The 21,515-nt window shown below is 64.0% G+C and carries 21 protein-coding genes and 2 pseudogenes; 13 read left to right on the forward strand and 10 right to left on the reverse strand.

Annotation, left to right across the window (positions count from 1 at the left end):
• Positions 1–11 precede the first annotated feature (11 nt).
• Positions 12–512, forward strand: coding sequence for a hypothetical protein (locus tag U0023_RS00855; RefSeq protein WP_009764259.1), 501 nt, complete (start codon positions 12–14; stop codon positions 510–512).
• Between the two features lie 5 nt (positions 513–517).
• On the opposite strand, the gene U0023_RS00860 is transcribed toward U0023_RS00855, so the two are convergent.
• Together U0023_RS00860 and U0023_RS00865 are read right to left on the reverse strand one after the other, a co-directional pair.
• Positions 518–1,525, reverse strand: coding sequence for a glycosyltransferase family 4 protein (locus tag U0023_RS00860; RefSeq protein WP_009764258.1), 1,008 nt, complete (start codon positions 1,523–1,525; stop codon positions 518–520).
• A complete protein-coding gene (locus U0023_RS00865; RefSeq protein ID WP_009764257.1) occupies positions 1,525–2,337 on the reverse strand; it encodes a UDP-2,3-diacylglucosamine diphosphatase in 813 nt (270 codons plus the stop codon). Before U0023_RS00865 ends, U0023_RS00860 begins: the two co-directional genes overlap by 1 nt.
• A gap of 184 nt (positions 2,338–2,521) precedes the next feature.
• On the opposite strand from U0023_RS00865, the gene U0023_RS00870 reads away from it, so the two are divergent.
• From U0023_RS00870 to U0023_RS00880, 3 genes are all read left to right on the forward strand, one after another.
• A complete protein-coding gene (locus U0023_RS00870) occupies positions 2,522–2,779 on the forward strand; it encodes a CBU_0592 family membrane protein (protein ID WP_009764256.1) in 258 nt (85 codons plus the stop codon).
• 110 nt (positions 2,780–2,889) lie between these two features.
• Positions 2,890–3,822 (forward strand): DMT family transporter, encoded by a 933-nt coding sequence (locus tag U0023_RS00875; RefSeq protein ID WP_009764255.1) that lies wholly within the window; start codon positions 2,890–2,892, stop codon positions 3,820–3,822.
• Positions 3,823–3,927: 105 nt separating this feature from the next.
• Complete coding sequence (locus U0023_RS00880; protein ID WP_009764254.1) at positions 3,928–4,545, forward strand: helix-turn-helix domain-containing protein; 618 nt, start codon at positions 3,928–3,930, stop codon at positions 4,543–4,545.
• Positions 4,546–5,206: 661 nt separating this feature from the next.
• Here U0023_RS00880 and U0023_RS00885 read toward each other — a convergent pair.
• From U0023_RS00885 to uraH, 6 genes are all read right to left on the reverse strand, one after another.
• Positions 5,207–6,154, reverse strand: coding sequence for a c-type cytochrome (locus U0023_RS00885; protein ID WP_009764253.1), 948 nt, complete (start codon positions 6,152–6,154; stop codon positions 5,207–5,209).
• 173 nt (positions 6,155–6,327) lie between these two features.
• Positions 6,328–6,765, reverse strand: a complete 438-nt coding sequence (locus U0023_RS00890; RefSeq protein WP_009764252.1) for a c-type cytochrome — start codon at positions 6,763–6,765, stop codon at positions 6,328–6,330.
• Positions 6,766–6,900: 135 nt separating this feature from the next.
• The gene (locus U0023_RS00895) at positions 6,901–7,218 is read right to left on the reverse strand and encodes a rhodanese-like domain-containing protein (protein ID WP_009764251.1); all 318 of its coding nucleotides are present in this window, start codon (positions 7,216–7,218) and stop codon (positions 6,901–6,903) included.
• Between the two features lie 66 nt (positions 7,219–7,284).
• Positions 7,285–7,731 (reverse strand): peptidoglycan-binding protein LysM, encoded by a 447-nt coding sequence (gene lysM / locus U0023_RS00900; RefSeq protein WP_009764250.1) that lies wholly within the window; start codon positions 7,729–7,731, stop codon positions 7,285–7,287.
• Positions 7,732–7,809: 78 nt separating this feature from the next.
• The gene (gene puuE, locus U0023_RS00905; RefSeq protein ID WP_009764249.1) at positions 7,810–9,252 is read right to left on the reverse strand and encodes an allantoinase PuuE; all 1,443 of its coding nucleotides are present in this window, start codon (positions 9,250–9,252) and stop codon (positions 7,810–7,812) included.
• 2 nt (positions 9,253–9,254) lie between these two features.
• Positions 9,255–9,608 carry a hydroxyisourate hydrolase gene (gene uraH / locus U0023_RS00910; protein WP_009764248.1) on the reverse strand — a complete coding sequence of 118 codons (354 nt, stop codon included), beginning with the start codon at positions 9,606–9,608 and terminating at the stop codon, positions 9,255–9,257.
• 193 nt (positions 9,609–9,801) lie between these two features.
• Here uraH and U0023_RS00915 point away from each other — a divergent pair, with 193 nt between their 5' ends.
• The 8 genes and pseudogenes from U0023_RS00915 to ligD all read left to right on the forward strand — a co-directional run.
• Complete coding sequence (locus U0023_RS00915) at positions 9,802–11,025, forward strand: urate hydroxylase PuuD (RefSeq protein WP_009764247.1); 1,224 nt, start codon at positions 9,802–9,804, stop codon at positions 11,023–11,025.
• Between the two features lie 136 nt (positions 11,026–11,161).
• Entirely contained in the window at positions 11,162–11,596 is a 435-nt protein-coding gene (locus U0023_RS00920; RefSeq protein ID WP_009764246.1) for a GlcG/HbpS family heme-binding protein, read from the forward strand.
• A gap of 170 nt (positions 11,597–11,766) precedes the next feature.
• Positions 11,767–13,353, forward strand: coding sequence for a peptide ABC transporter substrate-binding protein (locus U0023_RS00925; RefSeq protein ID WP_009764245.1), 1,587 nt, complete (start codon positions 11,767–11,769; stop codon positions 13,351–13,353).
• A gap of 58 nt (positions 13,354–13,411) precedes the next feature.
• Positions 13,412–14,359: an ABC transporter permease subunit gene (locus tag U0023_RS00930; RefSeq protein WP_407667364.1), complete on the forward strand. Its 948-nt coding sequence runs from the start codon at positions 13,412–13,414 to the stop codon at positions 14,357–14,359.
• A 7-nt stretch (positions 14,360–14,366) separates the two neighbouring features.
• A complete protein-coding gene (locus U0023_RS00935) occupies positions 14,367–15,509 on the forward strand; it encodes an ABC transporter permease subunit (RefSeq protein WP_009764243.1) in 1,143 nt (380 codons plus the stop codon).
• A 1-nt stretch (position 15,510) separates the two neighbouring features.
• On the forward strand, positions 15,511–17,145 hold the full coding sequence (locus U0023_RS00940) for an ABC transporter ATP-binding protein (protein ID WP_009764242.1): 1,635 nt from the start codon (positions 15,511–15,513) through the stop codon (positions 17,143–17,145).
• 41 nt (positions 17,146–17,186) lie between these two features.
• Positions 17,187–17,822 (forward strand): annotated as a pseudogene (locus U0023_RS35475) (DNA polymerase ligase N-terminal domain-containing protein); the annotation flags it as partial.
• Positions 17,823–17,897: 75 nt separating this feature from the next.
• Positions 17,898–18,767: pseudogene (gene ligD, locus U0023_RS35480) on the forward strand (non-homologous end-joining DNA ligase); the annotation flags it as partial.
• Positions 18,768–18,770: 3 nt separating this feature from the next.
• Here ligD and U0023_RS00950 read toward each other — a convergent pair.
• On the reverse strand, positions 18,771–19,406 hold the full coding sequence (locus U0023_RS00950) for a glutathione S-transferase family protein (protein ID WP_009764240.1): 636 nt from the start codon (positions 19,404–19,406) through the stop codon (positions 18,771–18,773).
• Positions 19,407–19,545: 139 nt separating this feature from the next.
• Between U0023_RS00950 and U0023_RS00955 the strand changes: the two genes are divergently transcribed.
• Complete coding sequence (locus U0023_RS00955) at positions 19,546–20,370, forward strand: polyphosphate kinase 2 family protein (RefSeq protein ID WP_009764239.1); 825 nt, start codon at positions 19,546–19,548, stop codon at positions 20,368–20,370.
• 9 nt (positions 20,371–20,379) lie between these two features.
• Here the strand turns inward: U0023_RS00955 and U0023_RS00960 are convergent, their stop codons facing one another.
• The gene (locus U0023_RS00960; RefSeq protein ID WP_009764238.1) at positions 20,380–21,432 is read right to left on the reverse strand and encodes a YdcF family protein; all 1,053 of its coding nucleotides are present in this window, start codon (positions 21,430–21,432) and stop codon (positions 20,380–20,382) included.
• Positions 21,433–21,515: the final 83 nt, after the last annotated feature.

Consider the following 21,515-nt stretch of genomic DNA (forward strand, 5'->3'; position numbering starts at 1 on the left):
ATTGTGTTACCATGCCCGATGAAGACACGCACGTCACGTTCGGCGATCTGGATTTCAACACCATTGAAGCGGCCGTCATGGAGACGGCTCGTGGCCGCTGGTTCCTGAAGGAATATGCCCGCCGCAACCGCAATGCGGATACGCAGGCCGTCCTCGAAGCCGTCGAGCGCCTGAAGGTCCTGCCCCTGGATGCCCGGACGGTCGAGCCATTCAGGGCCTGCCTGGAGAAAATGGCCGCCTCGATCCGGCAGACCAAGGAAGAGGTCCGCTCCTTTCCGGCTTTAGACGTCGCCGATCCGCTCAATGCCCTCTCGGAGACTGAGCTCCAGGAAGCGGCCGAGCAGCGCATCCGGCTCATGGTATCGACGCTCCATGCCTTGGAAAGCGAGATCCAGGGCATGATCGATCTCACGCGGGTCGAAATCGAACGAAGCGATGCCTCGGTCGAGACTGGCCCTTTCGCGGGTGAGAAGGTCCAGCATTCCCACCCGCGTCCCGCCTTCCTGATGTAGGCAGGTTAGGCCCTGGAATGGGCCTTCTCGATATTGGAGAAGAACTGCCGGGCGCTTTCGTGCCAAGTGAAGGTCTCGCCATAAGCCCGGCAGCGGTCCTTCGGTATATCGAGGGCCTCGAGGGCGGCCTTCCGCAGGTCGGGGCCGAGGACGCCGCAGCCTGACGAGCCGATCACGTCGAGCGGTCCCGTGACGGGAAAGGCCGCGATCGGCAGGCCGGAGGCCAAGGCCTCGATCAGCACGATGCCGAAGGTGTCGGTGAGGCTCGGGAAGACGAAAACGTCCGAGGAGGCATAGACCCGCGCCAGGTCTTCGCCCGTGAGAGATCCGAGAAAGCGAACGTCCGGATATCGCCGCTCGAGTTCCGCACGGGACGGCCCGTCGCCGGCGACCACCTTCGTGCCGGGCAGGTCGAGGCTCAGGAAAGCCTCCAGATTTTTCTCGATGGCGACCCGTCCGACATAGAGGAAGATGGGCGCCGAAGCGTCCAGGATCCGCTCGCCTCTGGGCCGGAACAAGGCCGTGTCGACGCCCCGGGTCCAGCGCATGATGTTCCGGAAGCCGCGCCCCGTGAGCTCCCGCTCCAGGGAGGGCGTGCTCACCATCATGGCGCGGGCCGCCCGGTGGAACCGCCTGAGCGCCCCATAGGACCACGCCTCGGGAATCCCGGTCCGCGCCGCCACGTATTCCGGGAATCGCGTGTGGTAGCTCGTGGTGAAGGCGCGTCCCTGCCGAAGGCAGGCGAGCCGCGTTGCCAAGCCGATGGGTCCCTCCGTGGCGACATGGACATGGGTCGGACGGATCTCCTCGAGGATCTCGGCGAGAGCTCCGGGCCTGACCAGGGACAGCCGGATTTCCGGATAGGTCGGCATGGGGATGGAACGGAACCGCTCGGGCGTGAGGAATGCGACCTCCGCGCCGAAGCGGGGCGCCTCGGACGCCATGTATTCCAGCGAGCGCACCACCCCGTTGATCTGGGGACGCCATGCATCGGTCGCGATCAGCAGGCGCATCAGGCGGCCTTCTCGCTGAATTTCACCTCGGGAAGGCTCTGATCGCGGACTGCCTCGCGCTGGAGCTCGGTCCACCGGATCAGCTCGAAGGAACCGTCGTAATGTTCGACCACGGCGGTACAGGATTCGACCCAGTCGCCGGTGTTCACATAGGACACGCCGAACTGGTCATGCATGATCGCGTGGTGGATATGGCCGCAGATCACACCGTCGGCCTCCTGACGCTGGGCCTCCGCGGCGAGAAGCTCCTCGAAGCGGCTGATGTAGTTCACCGCGTTCTTCACCTTCAGCTTGGCCCAGGACGAGAGCGACCAGTAGGTCAGGCCGAGGCGGCGCCGCACGATGTTGAGGTGGGTGTTGACGAACAAGGCCGCCGCGTAGGCTCCGTCTCCGAGCAGGGCGAGCCAGCGCGCGTGCCTGACCACCAGATCGAACTGGTCTCCGTGGATCACGAGATAGCGCTTGCCGTCCGCGGTCTCGTGCAGGGCGTAATCCGCCAGCTCGATGCCCCCGAGGTTCACCCCGATATAGTCGCGCAGGAACTCGTCGTGGTTGCCGGGAAGGTAGACGAGGCGGGCTCCCTTGCGAACCTTGCGCATGAGCTTCTGCACGACGTCGTTGTGGGTCTGCGGCCAGTACCAGCCGGATTTCAGTCGCCAGCCGTCGACGATGTCGCCGACGAGATAGATCGTGTCGGCATCGTAGGCCTTGAGGAACTCGAGCAGCGCCCCTGCCTGGCACCCCTTCGTGCCCAGGTGGAGATCGGACAGGAACAATGTCCGTACGCGCAGAGCATTCACTTCCTGAGCCATGGGCTCCTCCGGCGGGCTTGCTGTTCAAGAGCCAAACCGGATTCGCATCTCGTCCCCATGACGCTTTTTCTGCAGATTTGTGACGGCGGCCGGCGGACGAACGTCGACAGGCGGTCAAAAGCTTGCTTTTAACGCTGATCGATTTGCCATAGAGGCTCTGCGTCGGATCGCGCGGAGATCGTTCATGAGCCTACCCGATGTCGTCGGGCTGATCGGTGTCGTTGCCTATCTTTCGGCCTATGGGCTGCTGCAGCTCGGCACCTTGAAGGTCGAGGATCGCCGCTATGCGCTGCTCAACGCGCTGGGCGCCCTTCTCATCCTCTATTCACTCCTGTTCGACTTCAATCTGGCGTCCTTCGTGACCCAGTCCGCCTGGCTGGTCCTGACCGCGATCGGCTACATCCGCTCCCATCTCAAGCGCTCCCGGGCCGTTGAAACCTAAACCCTTGCACCCGGCGCATGGGTTGACGCGTCGATTAGGGGTTCACGACGGGCCCCGTCCGTGGTTGGTTGCAGCCTTCAAGCGACGCCATCCGTGAAAATCCTCCTCCCGTGAAACCTCTTCTGGGGATCTCCCTCAAAGTCATCTCCGCCGTCGTCTTCACGATGATGTCGGCGACCCTCAAGACCCTCGCCGCCCGCTATCCCGTCGGAGAGATCGTCTTCTTCCGCTCGACCTTCGCGCTGCTGCCGCTGCTGTTGTGGCTGAAGTGGCAGGGGGATCTCATCAACGCGGTGCGGACGAAGAACGTCATCGGGCATTTCAAGCGCGGTTTCATCGGCACGGGGGCGATGTATCTCGGCTTTGCCGCCCTCTCCTATCTGCCCCTGCACGATGCGATCGCCATCGGCTACGCCTCGCCTCTCATCGCCGTCATCCTGGCAGCGCTCCTCCTCAAGGAGACCGTGCGCGCCTACCGGTGGACCGCCGTCGGCATCGGCTTCGTCGGTGTGCTGATCATGCTGTCGCCATACCTGAACGTCGGCACCTTCGGCGGGGACCTGAACGCGGGGCCGACTCTCGGGGCGATGCTGGCCTTCGCCGGTGCCTTCTGCTCGGCCGGCGCCATGATCCAGGTCCGCCGCCTGACCGAGACGGAGAAGACCGGCGCCATCGTGTTCTATTTCTTCATCATGGCATCGGGCCTTTCGCTCTGCACCATCGCCCTGGGCTGGCGCATGCCCGATGGTCACGACCTCGCCCTCTTCATCCTCATCGGCATCCTGGGCGGCGTCGGCCAGATCCTGGTCACGCAATCCTACCGCTATGCGGACACGTCCGTGATCGCTCCATTCGAATACACGACCATGATCTGGGCGCTCCTCTTCGGCTGGTTCCTGTTCGACGACCTGCCGACGCTCACCGTCCTGACCGGCGCGGCCATCGTGGCCGCGACCGGCCTGTTCATCGTCTGGCGCGAGCACCGACTCGGGCTTCTGCGAACGAAAGAGCTGCAGGCGACCCCTCAAAGGCCCGGCGTCTGAGCCGAAAAGAGGCGCCACGCCCGCCCCGGTGCTTGACCCGCCCCATTGATTACCCCACAACCGTTTTGAGGAACGATCGTTCTCTTTTACGGAACAGAGGCAGTCATGGGCGTCGAGGGCAAAGAACGGAACCGGGACCTGGAGACGGGCGCCCAGGTTCTGTCCGGCAACATGGGAAAGACCATCCAGCGGTTGCGCAAGGCCTACAACCTGTCCCTGTCGGAACTTGCCGAGCAATCCGGTGTCGCGAAGTCGATCATCAGCCAGATCGAGCGCAACGAGACGAACCCGACGCTGGCCACCATCTGGCGGTTGAGCCAAGCCCTCGACGTCTCCATCGAGCGGGTTCTCGCCTCGGGCGACGAGGAGCCCTTCATCGAGAAATCCTCCAAGGCAGATACCCCGATCCTCGTCTCGGAAGACGGCAAGATTCGTCTCGCCATCATCGGCTGGCTCAAGACCATCGAGTGGCTGCAATGGTACGATGTGCAGTCCGAGCCCGGCGGCGTGCTCGATTCAGACAGCCATCAGCGCGGTTCGGTGGAATGCCTGTCCGTTCTGGAAGGGGAATTCGAGGTCGAAGTCGGCGGCGTGACCCAGCAGGCGAAGGCCGGCGAAAGCCTGCGCTATCGCTGCGACCGTCCCCATTCGGTGCGCTGCGTCGGCAATGCGCCTGGCCGCGCCACCATGGTGTGCATCCTCAAGGCCGCCGTGATGGATTGAGGACAGGGCCGGAAAGTGAGCCAAGTTCCCAAGACGTCGGTGACCGGATCGGGCCCGGGACGACCGTGACGCAGCGGGTGCAGGTCGATTGTTCCTGTCAAAGAGCAGCACCTTGGGGCCCGCAGCTTGCGCTGCGAGCCTTTCAGGAGATCGAGGGTGGCGCGACGGGCCGTCCGGCTCGCTGTGTTAAGTTAGCTGGAAGAGCCGGAAGGCCGCTTCGCGCACGGTTCTTTTAGGCGTTTAAACTTGGACCAGCGCAGGGCTGCCAAGGGCCTCCTGCCGCCGGCTGCGTGGCCGGCGGACAGGACCGTGCCGGATCCCACACCGTGCGACGCCTCGCGAAGCGCGCCCCTCGTCGGATCAGGCTGTGCAACGATATAGCCAAGGTTCATCCCCCTGTCAAGAACAAAGTGAGAACATAACGTTGCTCTCGGAGCCTTGCCGTCATGGCCGGGACACGCCCGGCCATGACGGGTGAGGGTGGCAGAACCGAAGCACGAACTGCGGAAGGGGCAATCCGCCTCCGCCACGTCATCACCGGCCTTGTGCCGGTATCCCGATGCGAGAGGCGCGGCGCTTCAAGCAATCGGGATGGCCGGGCCATGCCGTGAGCGGACGTCGCCCCCGCGACGCGGCAGCGACCCCGCCTCCCTATCGCGCCCTATTCGGGCTTCTTGAAGCCCGGCCTCGGCGGCAGGGACAGGAGGTATTCCGCGATGGCCTGACGGTCCGCGTCGGGAAGGTGCGCCGTGTTGCCCACCACGGCGCCCATCGGGCCGCCGACCGTGTCGAAATTCGGCGTCTCGCCCGTCTTCAACAAGGTCGTGAGATCATCGGCCGTCCAGCCACCGATGCCGGTCGGATGCGGCGTGATGTTGGGAACGATGCCCCTGCCCTCCGGGTCGGGTCCGCCGGCGAAGCGCTTGGCCTCGATGATGGCGCCCGCAGCGTTGCGTTCGCTGTGGCACTCGGCGCAGTGCCCCGGCCCGTTCACAAGAAAGGCGCCCCGGTTCCAGCTCGCCGGCTTGGACGGATCCGGCTGGAAGACCTTTCCGTCCAGGAAGGCCAGCTTCCACAGCCCGACCCCGCGGCGGATGTTGTAGGGGAAAGGCAGATCGTGAGCCGGAGCGCGCCCTTCGACAGGCGCAAGCGTCATGATGAAGGCAAAGAGATCCCCGAGGTCCTCCGGGCTCATGCGCTGGTAGCTCGTATAGGGAAAGGCTGGATAGTAATGGCGTCCGTCGGGAGACGTGCCTTCGCGCATGGCGCGGACGAAATCCGCCGTGGTCCAGGAGCCGATGCCGTCCTGCTTGTGGGGTGAAATGTTCGGAACGTGGAACGTGCCGAACGGCGACTTCAGCGCATAGCCGCCGCCCAGCCGCAGCTTGTCATCCTGATTGGGCACCGCATGGCAGGAGGTGCAGCCTCCGGCATAGAACAGAGTGCGGCCGTTCTCGAGGTTGGGCTGGCGATTTGAACCGCCTGACGTTGTCGAAGGGGCAGGATCGCTCCCTCTGATCAGGTCATAGGCCATCGGCGAGGTCAGGCCCCAGAAACCCAGGGCTCCGACAAGAGCCAGAACCAAAAGACCCACGAGCGCTTTGCGCATCGACGCTTCTCCAAATGAAACGGGCGGCCCTAGCGCATCGTGCGGAAAGTGGAGCCGGTTTTCCGCTCGGACGATGCGCTAGCCAAAAGAGGGAGCATCGGATTGATCCCAAAAGTGCAAATCCACTTTTGGGTCCGATGCTCTAAGGCCGCCCGTTGTCGGGCTCTCGAAACTTAAGAGCTCTTTTTCCGGAACTCGTTGTGGCAGGTTCCGCAGTTCTGAAGCACCTTGGGCATCTCGGTCTTGAAAGAAGCTTCATCCTTGATCGAAGCCATGGCGGTTTGAGCGTCCTGGCTCATCTTCGTGCCATAGGAATCGAACTTGGCCTTGTTCGCCCAAACGGCCGGAAGAGCCTCGGTCTTCGGTGCATCCTTCGAGTTCTCGGGGAACAGGGCCACGAACTTCACCGGGTTGTCCGCAAGCACCTTCAGGCTGGCTTGTACCTTGGCGAGATCGAACGGCTCCTGGCCGCGCATCATGGCTCCGATGGGCCGGGTCTGAGCCCCCATCTCCTTCATCAGCCCCTGGCGCTGCGCGACGACATCGCTCTGCGCGATGGCGGCAGTCACCCCGAGGGCCACGAGGCCGGCGGCAAAAATCGTAAGCTTCATATTGTCTTTCCCTGTTGGGCGCGACCGATGGCGTCCCTACGAACCACCGTCAGCGGGCCGGCATTAGCGCATATCTCGTTAAGCTTGAGCACTCCACCCTCGAACAAATCTATGTGAGGTGCACATGCTCCCCATTCATTCCACGGGTTCGCCCGATGCAATCCAATCCTTGAACCCGCCCTTGTAGTGCTCACGGACGTCAAGGCCCGCGGCCTGGGCGAATTCGAGGGCCCGGACTGACCGGACACCCGCCGCGCAGGAGAACACGATCCGCTTCCCTTCGGGCAGGGAAGACGGGTCGAAGGCCGAGAGCGGAAGGGACACGGCACCGGGAATATGCCCGGCGGCGAATTCATGCGGTTCGCGGACATCGACCAGGACGAGAGAGCCCTCCTGAAGCCCCTGCTTGACGGCCTCCCGGTCGAGATCGATGATTTTCGGTGCTTCAGTCATGGAAATGTCTCCCTGCGATGGCCACACATACCGGCTTCGCAGGGAGGAGCGCAATCGGATCCCGGCTCATGCGAGGGGCGGAATCCGCAGCACCCAGCCCGGCTGGATCATGTCAGGATCCTTGACCGGCGGGGAGTTGGCCTTGACGATCTCGGTGTATTTCGCGCCCTTGCCCTTGCCGTAATGCTTCTCGGCGATCTCCCAGAGGGTGTCGCCCTTCTGAACGGTATACATGGTCGAGGCCTGCGCCGGCTGCTGGACCTGAAGCTCACTCGTATCGACCTCGGCCACCCCATAGGTGTTGCCGAGGGACAGGATGATCTTCTCGGCTTCCTCCTGGCTGGTGGCCTGGCCCGACAGCTTCACCTTGTCGCCTTCGACCTGGATTCCAAGCTTGGAGGCGTCGAATCCGTGTCCCTGGACTTCTTGCTGAAGCTTGTCGGAAGTAGCGGCGGCGGCGCTTCCCCCGAAGATCTTGGCGCCGGCCTCCTTGATGAACTTGAACAGACCCATTTCTTCCTCCGTTTGCTCCAGCTTGGCTCGCGATGGCCAAGCTGGGAGGAAGACGCGCATTCGCCCGCGGGGTTCCGGTCAGGCCAGGTTCGAGAAGACATCGGCGAGCGACGGCAGCCGGTCCTTCAGCCTCAGCAGGGCGATCAGCTCGATCTGCCCGATGGCGGTTTCGAACTCGATGTCCTGCTCATGGTCCAACCGCTCCTCGAAGGCTGCGAGGATCTCGTCCTTCGAGCGGCCCTTCACGGCCATGATGAAGGGGAAGCCGAATTTCTGCCGGTAGGCGTCGTTCAGCTTCAGGAAGCGGTTGCGCTCCTCCTCCGTCAGGCTGTCGAGGCCGGCGGAGGACTGCTCGTTGCGGGAATCGGCCGTGAGATCGGCGAGCTTCAGCCGCCCGGCGAGGTCCGGATGGGCGTTGATCAGGGCCAGCTTCTGCTCGTGTGTTCCCTGCGAGAGCACCTGGACCATGGCGGCCTGGAGCCCCTCGGCCGTGTCCAGCCCGGTGGTCAGCCCGGCCTCGTAGGTGCGCTCCGCGATCCAGGGCGAGTGCTCGAAGATGTCGCCGAAGACGTCGACGAACACCATGCGGCTCATGCGACTGGGCTTGAGATCGGCCGGGCGGTGATGCCGGACCCAGTGGCGGGCGATGTCGATGCGCCGGGCCACCCAGACCTGCTCGTGCGACGCCACATAGTCCAGGAACCGGGCCAGGGCCGCGGCGCGGCCGGGACGGCCGACGAGGCGGCAATGGAGGCCGATCGACAGCATCTTCGGCGCCGTCTCGCCCTCCGCGTAAAGCGTATCGAAGCTGTCCTTCAGATAGGCGAAGAACTGATCGCCCGCGTTGAACCCCTGCGGGGTGGCGAAGCGCATGTCGTTGGCATCGAGCGTATAGGGCACGATCAGCTGCTGCCGGTCGCCGTGCTGTTCCCAATAGGGCAGCTCGTCGGCATAGGAATCGGCGCTGTAGAGGAACCCGCCCTCCTCCGCGACGAGGCGGTTGGTATGCTCCGAGGTGCGGCCCGTATACCAGCCGAGCGGCCGCTCCCCGGTCACTTCCGTATGGATGCGGATCGCCTCCTTCATGTGCGCCCGCTCCTCCTCCGCCGAGAAGTCGCGGTAGTCGATCCATTTCAGGCCGTGGCTGGCGATCTCCCAACCGGCCTCCTTCATGGCGGCGACCGCCTCCGGGTTGCGCATGAGCGCCGTGGCGACGCCGTAGACGGTGACGGGCATGTTGCGCTCGGTGAACATCCGCCACAGGCGCCAGAAGCCCGCGCGTGAGCCGTATTCGTAGATCGACTCCATGCTCATGTGGCGCTGGCCGAGCCATGCTTGAGCGCCCACGATCTCCGACAGGAACGCCTCGGAGGCACGGTCGCCGTGGAGGATGTTGTTCTCGCCGCCCTCTTCGTAATTGATCACGAACTGAACGCAGATCCGCGCCTGGTTCGGCCAGCGCGGATGCGGCGGGTTGCGGCCGTAGCCGACGAGGTCGCGGGGATAGGTTGTCTCGGGCAAGGTCAGCTTCCTCGATAGGTGGAGTAGCTCCAGGGCGAAACGAGGAGCGGAACGTGATAGTGCCCGTCGGGCTCTGCGATGGTGAAGCGGATCGGGACGGCATCCAGGAACGGCGGATCGGCGGTCGCCGTGCCGAGAGCCTTGAAATAATCACCGACCGAGAAGACGAGCTCGTAGGTTCCTGTGCGGAACGCCTCGCCGGTCATCAAAGGCGCGTCCGTGCGTCCGTCGGCATTGGTCGCTGTGCGCAGCACCAAGCGGCGCTGCTCGCCCTCGAGGGCGAACAGCTCGACGGCGACGCCGCGCGCCGGCCGGCCGTTGGCGGTATCCAGAACGTGGGTGGACAGGCGTCCCATGGGACCTCGCAGGTGAAGAGATGCTGGAAATCTTTCGGCCCCATGGCCTGACGTCAAGTCACCTCCATAAGTCCAATTGCCGAAAGTCCGGGTTTCCGGGACAGGGTTCCTGTTGAAAAAGCCTGGAACCGGGCCTTCCGCAAACGGAGGCGCCGCCATAGGGTGAACGTTCCCTTATCGCACAAGTGATTGCATGATCGACCCGCAGATTTCCGAATGGATCAGCCAGATCATTCGCTGGACCCATGTGATTACCGCGATCGCCTGGATCGGCTCGTCCTTCTATTTCATCCATCTGGATCTCAGCCTGAAGAAGCGCGAGGGACTGCCGGAGGGCGTCGGCGGCGAGGCTTGGCAGGTTCATGGCGGCGGGTTCTACAACATGCGCAAATATCTCGTTGCGCCACCCGAGATGCCGAAGGAGCTGACCTGGTTCAAATGGGAGAGCTATTCCACCTGGATCAGCGGCTTCTTTCTCATCGTCTGGGTTTATTATCTCCACGCCGATCTCTACACCATCGATCCGAGCGTGAGGGCCCTGGCGCCATGGCAGGCCCCCGCCATCGGCATCGGCGGCCTCGTGGTGAGCTGGTTCGTCTACGAGGGCCTCTGCCGCTCTCCCCTGGGCAAGAACGGAATCGTCCTCGGCGTTGCGCTCTTCGTCTACATCCTGCTCGCCGCTTTCGGCTTCACCCAGGTGTTCAACGGCCGCGCGGCCTTTCTCCATACGGGCGCGATGATCGCAACCTGGATGTCCGCGAGCGTGTTCTTCATCATCATCCCGAACCAGAAGAAGGTGGTGGACACCCTGCTCGCCGGTGGTTCTCCGGACCCGAAACTCGGCAAGGAAGCCAAGCTGCGTTCGACGCACAACAACTACCTGACGCTTCCCGTCATCTTCCTGATGCTGTCGAACCATTACCCGCTCGCATGGTCGTCGCGCTACTCGGTCGCCATCATCGGAATGATCGTGATCGCCGGCGCGGCGATCCGGCATTTCTTCAACTCGCAGCATGCCGGCAAGGGATCGCCCTGGTGGACTTGGGCCCTGGCGGCGCTTTGCATCTGGGCGGCCATCTGGCTCTCGATCCTCGGCAAGCCCGGGAACGCCAATCTGGCGGCTTCCACGAATGCGACGCCCGCTGCCGTCACGGCTTCCTTCGACGAGGCCGTGCTCACCATCCAGTCCCGCTGTTCCATGTGCCATGCGGCCGAGCCCGCGTGGGACGGCATCACCACGGCTCCGAAGGGCGTTCGCCTCGACACGCCGGAGGAGATCGCCCGCCATGCGGAGATGATCCGCGTCCAGAGCGTGCTGACCCACGCGATGCCGCCCAACAACATCACCGAAATGACCCTGGACGAGCGCAGAGCCGTGGCGACCTGGCTCGCCGCCAAGGACACGGCCACGCGCTAGAGCATCGAACGCAAAAGCGGGAACCGGTTTTGCGTGGAAAGATGCGAGACGCCGGAAACCAAGGGCATCGGACATGGGTCCGATGCCGTAGACCTGCGGGTCCGCCACCGACAACGACAGCCATTGGAGAAACCACATGACCGAACTCACCCTGGACGCAGCCCAGAAAATCGCCACCGCCACTCTCAAGACCGCCCGGGAAAAGGCGTTCAAGCCGCTCTCCGTCGTCGTCTACGACGCTCGCGGCGCCCTCAAGGCGCTCCTGTCGGAAGACGGGACCAGCCTGAAGCGGGCCGAGATCGCCATGGGCAAGGCTTATGGGGCGCTGTCCCTGGGCGTCGGCTCCCGCGCCCTGCACAAGATGGCGACCGACCGCCCCTATTTCATTGCCTCCGCCACCCATGCGGTCGGCGGCCAGCTCGTGCCGGTTCCGGGTGGAGTCCTGATCAAGGACGCTCAGGGCCGGGTTCTCGGCGCGGTGGGCGCCTCGGGCGATACCTCGGACAACGACGAGATCGCCGCCGCCGGGGGCATCGAGGCGGCAGGACTGGTGTTCGACACCGGGGCCTGAGCCCGCTTCAGACTGCTAAATCTTTACTATTCTTGCTTTTTCTCGACTTTGAGGGATAGTACTGGACATAAACAGTTGATTGATCAACAAATAGGGCAAGGTTGCTGCCCTAATCGGCTGTGACCGAAACATTCAAAACCCTGAAATAAACCAGGAAGGGAACCCGACCAATGTCAACATGGATCAAACGTACGGCTCTGGCCGCCGTCGCCACGGCTGCCCTCATGGGCGCCGCGTCGGCGGAAGTCGTCTATAACCGCGCCAATTCCGGCGAGCCGGAGACGCTCGACACCCACAAGACCTCGACCGTCCAGGAATCCCACATCCTGCGCGACATGCTCGAAGGCCTCGTGACCTACAACGCCAAGGGCGAAGCCGTTCCTGGCCAGGCCGCGAAGTGGGAAATCAGCGACGACGGCAAGACCTATCGCTTTACGCTCCGTGATGGCCTGAAGTGGTCGAACGGCGACCCGGTCACGTCCGAGGACTTCGTTTATTCCTACCGCCGCATCATGGATCCGGCGACCGGCGCGAAATACGCCAACATCCTTTATCCCATCAAGAACGCCGAGAAGATCAACAAGGGCCAGGGCAAACCCGAAGAGCTGGGCGTGAAGGCGGTCGACCCCAAGACCGTCGAGATCACTCTCGAGGCCGCGACCCCCTACTTCATCGAGCTGCTGACCCACCAGACCAGCCTTCCCGTGCACAGGGCCTCGGTCGAGAAGTTCGGCAAGGACTTCGTGAAGCCGGGCAACATGGTGACGAACGGCGCCTACAAGCTGGCCGAGTTCGTGCCGAACTCCCACATCAAGCTCGTGAAGAACGAGAACTACTACGACGCCAAGAACGTCCAGATCGATACGGTCAACTACTTCCCGACCCCCGATTTCGCCGCCATGGTGCGCCGTTACGAGGCCGGTGAGCTCGACACCACCGACGACGTTCCGGCCGACCAGATGAAGTCGCTCAAGGAGCGCTTCAAGGACCAGGTCAAGCTCGGTCCGTATCTCGGCACGTGGTTCTTCGTCGTGAACTCCTCCAAGGCTCCGTTCAACGACGTGAAGGTGCGCCAAGCTCTCTCCATGCTGATCGACCGTGAATTCGTCGCGGACCAGATCTGGGGCCAGACCATGCAGCCGGGCTACTCGTTCATGCCTCCAGGCGTGGGCAATTACGGCGAACCGGCCTACATGAGCTACAAGGACCAGTCCCCGATCGACCGCGAGGACGCCGCCAAGAAGCTCCTCACGGAAGCTGGCTTCGGCCCCGGCAAGCCGCTGAAGGTCGAGATCCGCTACAACACCACGGACAACAACCGGAACACGGTCATCGCCATTTCCGAGCAGTGGAAGCAGGCCGGCATCGAGACCTCCTTCATCAACACGGACGGCAAGACCCACTTCGCCCACCTGCGTGACGGCGGCGACTTCGACGTGGCCCGCTACGGCTGGATCGCCGACTACTCGGATCCGAACAACTTCCTGTTCCTGCTCAAGAGCGACAACAAGGGCTTCAACTACGGCAAGTACAACAATCCGGAGTTCGACAAGCTGCTCGACGACGCCGCCAAGGAGCTGGATCTGACCAAGCGCGCCGAGATGATGAAGAAGGCCGAGGCGATCCTCATGCGGGACATGCCCTGGATCCCGATCATGTACTACGGCAAGAGCAACCTGATCTCGCCGAAGATCAAGGGCTTCGTTCAGAACACCCGCGGCGTCTATCCGTCGCGCTTCCTGTCGAAGACACAGTAAAAATAAATCTGTTAGAGGGGGCGGTCTGCGGGACAGACCGCCCTATTCTTTTACTGTTATGCTGTATCAGCGGGAGGAGCTTTCCGTGCTCTCCTTCATCTTTCGCCGTTTCCTTTCGGCCATCCCCACCCTTTTCATCATCATCACCATTTCGTTCTTCCTGATCCGGCTTGCACCGGGCGGGCCGTTCGATCTGGAGCGGCCCCTCGAGGCCAAGGTGATGGAAAACCTCAACAGGATCTATCAGCTCGACAAGCCGCTCTATGAGCAATACCTGCTCTATCTGGGCGCCGTCGTGCGGGGCGATTTCGGTCCCTCCTTCATCCTGCGCGACTTCTCCGTGGGAGAGCTCTTCGCGCGCGGCTTGCCGATTTCGATGACGCTCGGCGCCTTGGCCCTGTCCTTCGCCATCCTCGTCGGCGGCACCCTCGGGTCCATCGCGGCCCTGCGCCAGAACAGCATCATCGATTACCTCGTCACCGGCATGGGCGCCCTGGGCCTGACCATCCCGAACTTCGTGGTGGCGCCGATCTTCCAGATCGTCTTCGGCCTGGCGCTGGCATGGCTTCCGGTCGCCGGCTGGGCCAACGGGAATATCCGAAACCTGATCCTGCCCGTGCTGGTCCTGTCCCTGCCGCAGATCGCCGTGGTGGCGCGCATGACCCGCGCGGCCATGATCGAGAACCTGCGCTCCAACCACATCCGCACCCTGCGCTCGCTGGGCCTGCCCACGCGGGTGATCGTGGCCCACGCCCTGCGGGGCGCCGCCCTGCCGGTGGTGTCCTATCTCGGCCCGGCGGCGGCGGCCCTGCTCACCGGCTCCGTGGTGGTGGAGACGATCTTCGGTCTGCCGGGCATCGGACGCTACTTCGTCGAAGGCGCGCTCAACCGCGACTACACGCTCGTCATGGGCACGGTCGTGGTGGTTGCCGTCTTCGTTCTGCTCTTCAACCTCGTGGTCGATATCCTCTACGCCCTTATCGATCCGCGCATTCGCTACGAGTGAGACTCCCATGGCTGAAGGCGCCGTTCTTCCCGTCGAGACCATGACGGGCCCCATCGCCGGACGATCCCTCTGGGCCGAGGCCCGTGGACGTCTCATCCGCAACCGCGCCGCGCTGACCAGCATCATCGTGCTGAGCCTGATCGCGCTCGCCTGCATCTTCGGGCCGTTCTTCACCGGCCACCCCTTCGACCGGGTCTATCCCGATTACGTGAAGGTACCGGCGAGCCTCGAGGCCTATCCGAAGGCCGACCAGATCGAGCCCAACATCGAGCGCATCGGCGCCCGGGTCCGCGCCAAGGCCGAGAACATCGCCATCGACAACGATGTCGTCCACATGACGCTGGTGAGTTCGAGCAACCGGCCGATCGACGAGCGGCTCCTCGCCTATTTCGAGCGCTCGGACCTGTTCGGCCCGGCCCGCATCGTGGACAAGCAGCAAGAGGGGCAGCGCCTCGTCGTCGACGTGCCCCTGAAGCGGCAGTACTTCTTCTTCGGCACCGACACCAACGGGCGCGATCTCCTCACCCGCACCATGAAGGCGGGCCAGGTTTCCCTCGCCATCGGCCTGCTCGCCACCTTCGTGGCGATCCTCATCGGGGTGATCTACGGCGCGACCTCCGGTTATCTCGGCGGACGGGTCGATCTCGTGATGATGCGCATCGTCGACGTTCTCTACTCGCTGCCCTTCATCTTCTTCGTGATCATGCTGGTCGTGTTCTTCGGCCGCAACTTCGTGCTGATGTTCATCGCGGTCGGCGCCGTCGAATGGCTCGACATGGCCCGTATCGTTCGGGGCCAGACCCTTTCCATCAAGCGGCAGGAATACGTGCAGGCCGCCGAGGCCCTGGGCGTCGAAACCAAGGGAATCATCCGCCGCCACGTGATCCCGAATACGCTGGGCCCGGTGGTCGTCTACATGACGCTTCTCGTGCCGAAGGTGATCCTGCTCGAGAGCTTCCTCTCCTTCCTCGGCCTCGGCGTCCAGGAGCCCAATACCAGCCTGGGCGTCCTGATCTCGGAAGGCGCCAAGAACATCCAGGGCGCCACCTGGATGCTGCTCTATCCCTCCATCACGCTTGTCGCGATCCTCTTCTGCCTGAACTTCATCGGCGACGGCTTGCGCGATGCTCTCGACCCGAAGGATCGCTGAGATGGCTGAACCCGTACTTTCCGTCCGCAACCTTCACGTCCGTTTCCGCACCGGGGACGGCATCCTTCATGCGGTGAAGGGCATCGACCTCGACATCAACCCGGGCGAAACCGTCGCCATCGTGGGCGAGTCCGGCTCGGGCAAGAGCCAGACCATGATGTCCGTCATGGGGCTTCTGGCCTCGAACGGCTGGGCCGAAGGCTCGGTCAAGTATCGCGGCGAGGAGCTGGTGGGCCTGTCTCCCGGCAGGCTCAACAATTACCGCGGCTCCAAGCTCACCATGATCTTCCAGGAGCCGATGACCTCCCTCGATCCGCTTTACCGGATCGGCGATCAGCTGGCCCTCCCGCTCACCACCCATGGCGGCCTGAGCAAGGCCGAGGCCCGCAAGCGCGCCATCGAGCTTCTGGAGCTCGTCCGCATCCCGGATCCGGCGCGGCGCATCGATGCCTATCCGCACGAGATGTCGGGCGGCCAGCGGCAGCGCGTCATGATCGCCATGGCGCTCGCCAACAATCCGGACGTGCTGATCGCCGACGAGCCGACGACGGCTCTCGACGTGACCGTCCAAGCCCGCATCCTGGAGCTTCTCGCGGACCTGCAGAAGCGGCTCGGCATGTCGATCGTGTTCATCACCCACGATCTCGGCGTGGTGCGGCGCTTCGCCGACCGCACCTATGTGATGAAGCGCGGCGAGGTGGTCGAAAGCGGCGACACCGACACCATCTTCGCGGCCCCGAAGCACCCCTACACGCAGATGCTCATCGATGCCGAGCCGACCGGTCGCAAGGAACCGGTCGCGTCCACGGCTCCCGTCGTGCTCGATGCAAGGAACATGGCGGTTCAGTTCACGCTGGAGAAAAGCTTCTTCGGCAAGGCGACCCACGTGCTCCGCGCCGTCGACGATGTGAGCCTGCGGGTTCGCGCCGGCGAGACGGTGGGCGTGGTGGGGGAATCCGGCTCGGGCAAGTCGACCCTCGGCCGCGCCATCCTGCGCCTGCTCCCCGCCTCCGGGCTCGTCCGCTTCGAGGACCGCAACCTGATGCCTCTCGACCGGGGCGGCATGAGGCCCCTGCGGCGCCATCTCCAGCTCGTCTTCCAAGACCCCTTCGGGTCCCTCTCGCCGCGCATGACGGCGGGCGAGATCGTGACGGAGGGCCTGCTCGTGCACGAACCCAGCATCTCCCGCAAGGATCGCGACCGGCGCGCCGCCCAGGCCTTCGAGGAGGTGCAGCTCGATCCGGCCTGGCGCAACCGCTTCCCGCACGAGTTCTCCGGCGGCCAGCGTCAGCGCATCGCCATCGCCCGCGCGATGATCCTGCATCCGAAGCTGGTGGTGCTCGACGAACCGACCTCGGCGCTGGACCGCTCCGTCCAGAAGGAAATCGTCGAGCTGCTGCGCGGCCTGCAGAAGGCCCATGGCCTCGCCTATGTTTTCATCAGCCACGACCTCGCGGTCGTGCGGGCCCTCTCGGACGAGATCATGGTCATGAAGAGCGGCAAGGTGGTGGAGCGCGGCACGGCCGAGGAGATCTTCGACAGGCCGGAGGAGGATTACACCCGCGACCTGATCGCGGCCGCCTTCCTGACCGAGCGCGGCAACGCCGAAGCGGCAACCCAGCCTCTGGCCTCCTGAGGCTGGAACCAGACCCCATGGCGCGGATTTGACTCCGCGCCATGGCAAAGCTCGCAACCTATCGCGCCAAGCGCGACTTCACGAAAACCTCCGAGCCGGCGGGCAAAGCTTCCCGCCGTCGCGGAGCCTCCTTCGTCGTCCAGAAGCACGACGCCTCACGCCTGCATTACGATTTCCGCCTCGAACTCGACGGCGTGCTCAAGAGCTGGGCGGTCGCCAAGGGGCCGAGCCTCGTGAAAGGCGAGAAGCGGCTCGCGGTCCATGTGGAGGATCACCCGCTCGATTACGGCGACTTCGAAGGCACGATCCCTGAAGGCCAATATGGCGGCGGCACCGTTCTGCTGTGGGATCGCGGCACCTGGGAGCCGGAAGGCGATGCGCAGGAAGGCTACGAGAAGGGCCGCCTCACTTTCCGTCTCGACGGCGAGAAGCTGCACGGGACATGGCATCTCGTCCGTATGGCGAAGCGTCCGCGCGAGAAGCAGGAATCCTGGCTTCTGATCAAGGCCGAGGATAACTATGCCCGTGCCGAGGACGACCCCGACATTCTGGACGAAGCGCCTCTGTCGGTGAAGACGGGCCGCTCGCTGGAGGAGATCGCGCCGGGACGCGGGGCGGCGAGCCCGGCTAAGAAAAAGGCTCCGGCGAAGAAGGCGCTATCGGCCAAGTCGGACAAGCCCGCGAAGCAGGTGTCCTCGACGGGCAAGGCCGCGACAGCGAGCGAGATCGAAGTGGCTGGCGTTCCCATCACCCACCCGGACCGCGTCCTGTGGGAGGATCAGGGGCTTACCAAGCAGGAATTGGCCGAGTTCTATCTCGGCATCCGGGACTGGCTGCTGCCGCACCTGATCGACAGGCCGCTCACGCTCATCCGCTGTCCCGGCGGGACGGACAGGAAATGCTTCGTCCAGCGCCATTCCTGGGCGGGCATGAGTCCCTTCATCCATCGGGACATGGTGCCGGACGGGAAGAGCCAATCGGAAGTCCTGACGGTTCGCGACATTCAGGGCGTGCTGGCCCTCGTCCAGTCCGGCGTGCTGGAAATGCATGTCTGGGGCGCGACCCTGAGCGACCTGGAACGTCCCGACCGGCTCATCTTCGATTTCGACCCGGGGGAAGGTGTGGGATGGCCGCGGGTCGTCGAGGGTGCGGTGGCCGTCCGCGAACGTCTGAAGGCCCTTGGGCTGGAAAGCTTCGTGAAGACGACAGGCGGCAAGGGCCTGCATGTGGTCGTGCCGGTCGAACCGAAAGCGCCATGGAACGACGCTCTCGCGTTCACGCGGGACATCGCTGAGGCGATGGCGGCTGACGAGCCGGATCGCTATACGACAACCTCCGTCAAGCAGGAGCGCGAGGGCCGCATCTTCATCGATTACCTGCGCAACAACCGCGAGGCTTCGGCGGTTGCCCCCTACTCGACCCGCTCGCGGCCCGGCGCTCCCGTGGCCACGCCCATCGGGTGGGAAGAACTGTCGCCCGATCTCAAGCCCAACGGGTTCACCGTCAGGAACCTGAGCGAGCGTCTCGCTTCCTTGAAACGAGACCCTTGGGCGGAGATGCGCAAGGTCGATCAGGTGCTGCCCGAACGCCGCGCATCGAAGCGGACAGCACGCAAGGCATAGGGCTCAGAAGACCGGAGCCTTGATCCCTTCGACCTCGAGCGCCTTCTGAACGGCAGGCCGTGCCAGCACCCGCTCGGCCAGGGCGTTGAGGTTCGGAAGGCTGCGCGGCGGGCGCGGCATGCCCCGGCCCCAGCGGATCAGCATGAACAGGAAGAGATCGGCCGCGGAGAAGCGCTCGCCGAGGAACCATGTCTTGTCGCCGAGCTGCCCGGAGATCACGTCGAACATGCGGTTGAGGCGCTCTCCAGCGGCCTGCTTGACGGTCAGTGTCGCGGCCTCGTCGACGACGTGCTCGTGTGGATAGAACCACGCACGATATTCCGCCTGGGGCGTATTCGAGAGGTGGAACATCCACTTGTAGAACGTGGCCCGCTCGGCGGTTCCGACGGCCGGGGCAAGGCCCGCCTCCGGGAACTTGTCTGCGAGATGGAGGGCAATGGCGGCCGTCTCGAACAGGACCAGGTCGCCGTCGATGAGAACCGGAATGCGCCCGCTGGGATTGAGCTTGAGATATTCGGCGCTTTTCTGGGCGTTCTGCCCGCGATCCACGAGCCGCAGCTCGAACTCCGCCCCGATTTCCCGCAGCATCATGTGCGGCAGAAGGCTGGCATTGCCGGGATAATAGTAGAGTGAAAGCATCGTGGCAGCCTCTCCCATGTCGGTTGGCAGAGCATTGGTAGGCACTGCCACAACGTCCGTAAAGAGCCCGCCGGCCGCGATCCCAACCTTCCTTTCCGGCCGCCGTGCCCTATCGTCCTGGAGACGTGGAGGAACGGGCATGGCGGATCAGGAACGGACCTTGTTGAACAAGCTTCGGGTCGAACCCGACGGGAAGGTCCGGTTGAAGGACTGGAACCCGCGGGACAAATCGCTCTTCAAGGACGAGGAGGAGACGAAGGTCGCGACGGCGGCTCTCGCGAAGGACATCGACATCCTTCAGGATCGGCTCTACGCGGAGGGAACGCGGTCCCTGCTCGTGATCCTTCAGGGCATGGATACGTCAGGCAAGGACGGCACGATCCGCGGCGTGTTCAATGCGACCGGGCCATTGGGCGTCTCGGTCCATGCCTTCGGCCCGCCCACACGGGACGAACTGGAGCACGACTATCTCTGGCGCGTCCATGAGGCCGTCCCAAGAAGAGGCACCATCGGCATCTTCAACCGCTCGCATTACGAGGACGTCCTGATCGGCCGAGTCCGGAAGCTTGCGCCGGACAAGGTCATCGAGCAGCGCTACGAACAGATCAACGCGTTCGAGAAGATGCTCGCGGAGAACGGCACGACCATTCTCAAGTTCATGCTGCACATCTCGAAGGACGAGCAGAAGGAGCGGTTGCAGGAGCGCCTGGACGATCCGACGAAGCACTGGAAGTTCAACCCGAGCGACCTGGAGGATCGGCAGCGCTGGGACGAGTACCAGGAGGCCTACGAGATCATGCTCAATCGCTGTTCGACCAAATGGGCGCCCTGGCACGTAATTCCCGCCGACCGGAAATGGGTCCGCAACGCGGCCATCGCCTCCATCGTCAAGGCGACCCTGGAGGAGATGGACCCGCAATACCCGAAAGTCTCCTGGAAGCCAGGAGACTTCAAGATCGAGTGACCGGTCCGGCTATTGCTGGATGCCCGGATAGGCCCACAGCCCCGAGACGCGCATGAGATCGCGGTAGATCACCATCCTCTCGTCCTTGGAGACTTTCGCCGCCTCCTCGACCGACGGCGCATCGAGGGCCACGACGGGCAGGATCGGCGCGCTGATGCCGTATTGCCGGAAGGCGTCCTCGAGCAGGGTGCGGGCGCGGCGCATGTGGCTGGAGCTCGTCACCAGGATGACCGCATCGGCCGTGTGGCGCTTCAGCAGGTTGGCGACATTGAGCACGTTGCCGACCGTATCCTTCGACTTGTCCTCGATCAGGATGCGGTCGCGGTCGACACCCTTCTCCACAAGCCATTTGGTCATGACGTCGCCCTCCGTGAGGCCGGCCTGGGGCTGGCCTCCGGTGACCATGACGCGGGCCGTCGGGTTGGCGTTCGCGGCCTTCAGCGCCACGTCCAGGCGGTCGAGGAGCGGCTTTTCCGCCGTGCCGTCCTTGGCCAGCGCATAACCGAGCGTGACGATCATCACGCGGCCCGGGACGGTCGGCACGTCCATGTTCGGACGCTCGGCCATGATGGCCTCGGCGCGGGCGAAGCGCTGGCGATAGGCCTCCGCCCGCTCTCGATCCAGAGCCGCGAGAGCCTGATCCGTCAGGGCCGCCTCGTCGGCCTGGCCCTCGATCCGGGCGAGCGCCGCGAGCCAGGCCTGCGCATCGAAGGAGGCCGGATTCTTGGCGAGAATGTCCTGATAGGTCGCGCGCGCGCCGGAAAGGTTCTTCTGCAGGATCTGGGACGAGGCGACGGCGAAGCGGAAATCGAGGCGCTCGGGCGCAAGGGTCGAAGCCTCCGCGAACGCCTTCTCCACCACGTCGTAGCGCCCGTGCAGGGTGATGCCCTTGAAGATCTCGGCCTCGGCCTTCTTCACGTCCCCGCCGGACCAGTAATACTGCATGCCCGTATCGACCAATGTCTTGATCCGGCTCGTGTTGCCCTGATCGAACGCATGGGCGGTCATGGGGATGGACAGCGCGAGGAGAGTGGCTGCGCCGATGGTCGCGAACTTACGCATCTCGTGGGACTCCTTGGTAAGGCGGGGCATTCAAGCTGGAGCCGACGACAATCGGATGTCAAACCCAAAGCCATCCACAGCCC

The sequence above is a fragment of the Microvirga lotononidis genome (genome assembly GCF_034627025.1).
Classification (GTDB): Bacteria; Pseudomonadota; Alphaproteobacteria; order Rhizobiales; family Beijerinckiaceae; genus Microvirga; species Microvirga lotononidis.

Excerpts from the sequence above, each read along its gene's own strand:
- U0023_RS00855 (WP_009764259.1), top strand. The coding sequence starts at position 12 with ATGCCCGATGAAGACACGCACGTCACGTTCGGCGATCTGGATTTCAAC.
- U0023_RS00860 (WP_009764258.1), bottom strand. The coding sequence starts at position 1,525 with ATGCGCCTGCTGATCGCGACCGATGCATGGCGTCCCCAGATCAACGGG.
- U0023_RS00865 (WP_009764257.1), bottom strand. The coding sequence starts at position 2,337 with ATGGCTCAGGAAGTGAATGCTCTGCGCGTACGGACATTGTTCCTGTCC.
- U0023_RS00870 (WP_009764256.1), top strand. The coding sequence starts at position 2,522 with ATGAGCCTACCCGATGTCGTCGGGCTGATCGGTGTCGTTGCCTATCTT.
- U0023_RS00880 (WP_009764254.1), top strand. The coding sequence starts at position 3,928 with ATGGGCGTCGAGGGCAAAGAACGGAACCGGGACCTGGAGACGGGCGCC.
- U0023_RS00885 (WP_009764253.1), bottom strand. The coding sequence starts at position 6,154 with ATGCGCAAAGCGCTCGTGGGTCTTTTGGTTCTGGCTCTTGTCGGAGCC.
- U0023_RS00890 (WP_009764252.1), bottom strand. The coding sequence starts at position 6,765 with ATGAAGCTTACGATTTTTGCCGCCGGCCTCGTGGCCCTCGGGGTGACT.
- U0023_RS00895 (WP_009764251.1), bottom strand. The coding sequence starts at position 7,218 with ATGACTGAAGCACCGAAAATCATCGATCTCGACCGGGAGGCCGTCAAG.
- lysM (WP_009764250.1), bottom strand. The coding sequence starts at position 7,731 with ATGGGTCTGTTCAAGTTCATCAAGGAGGCCGGCGCCAAGATCTTCGGG.
- uraH (WP_009764248.1), bottom strand. The coding sequence starts at position 9,608 with ATGGGACGCCTGTCCACCCACGTTCTGGATACCGCCAACGGCCGGCCG.
- U0023_RS00915 (WP_009764247.1), top strand. The coding sequence starts at position 9,802 with ATGATCGACCCGCAGATTTCCGAATGGATCAGCCAGATCATTCGCTGG.
- U0023_RS00920 (WP_009764246.1), top strand. The coding sequence starts at position 11,162 with ATGACCGAACTCACCCTGGACGCAGCCCAGAAAATCGCCACCGCCACT.
- U0023_RS00925 (WP_009764245.1), top strand. The coding sequence starts at position 11,767 with ATGTCAACATGGATCAAACGTACGGCTCTGGCCGCCGTCGCCACGGCT.
- U0023_RS00930 (WP_407667364.1), top strand. The coding sequence starts at position 13,412 with ATGCTGTATCAGCGGGAGGAGCTTTCCGTGCTCTCCTTCATCTTTCGC.
- U0023_RS00935 (WP_009764243.1), top strand. The coding sequence starts at position 14,367 with ATGGCTGAAGGCGCCGTTCTTCCCGTCGAGACCATGACGGGCCCCATC.
- U0023_RS00940 (WP_009764242.1), top strand. The coding sequence starts at position 15,511 with ATGGCTGAACCCGTACTTTCCGTCCGCAACCTTCACGTCCGTTTCCGC.
- U0023_RS00950 (WP_009764240.1), bottom strand. The coding sequence starts at position 19,406 with ATGCTTTCACTCTACTATTATCCCGGCAATGCCAGCCTTCTGCCGCAC.
- U0023_RS00955 (WP_009764239.1), top strand. The coding sequence starts at position 19,546 with ATGGCGGATCAGGAACGGACCTTGTTGAACAAGCTTCGGGTCGAACCC.
- U0023_RS00960 (WP_009764238.1), bottom strand. The coding sequence starts at position 21,432 with ATGCGTAAGTTCGCGACCATCGGCGCAGCCACTCTCCTCGCGCTGTCC.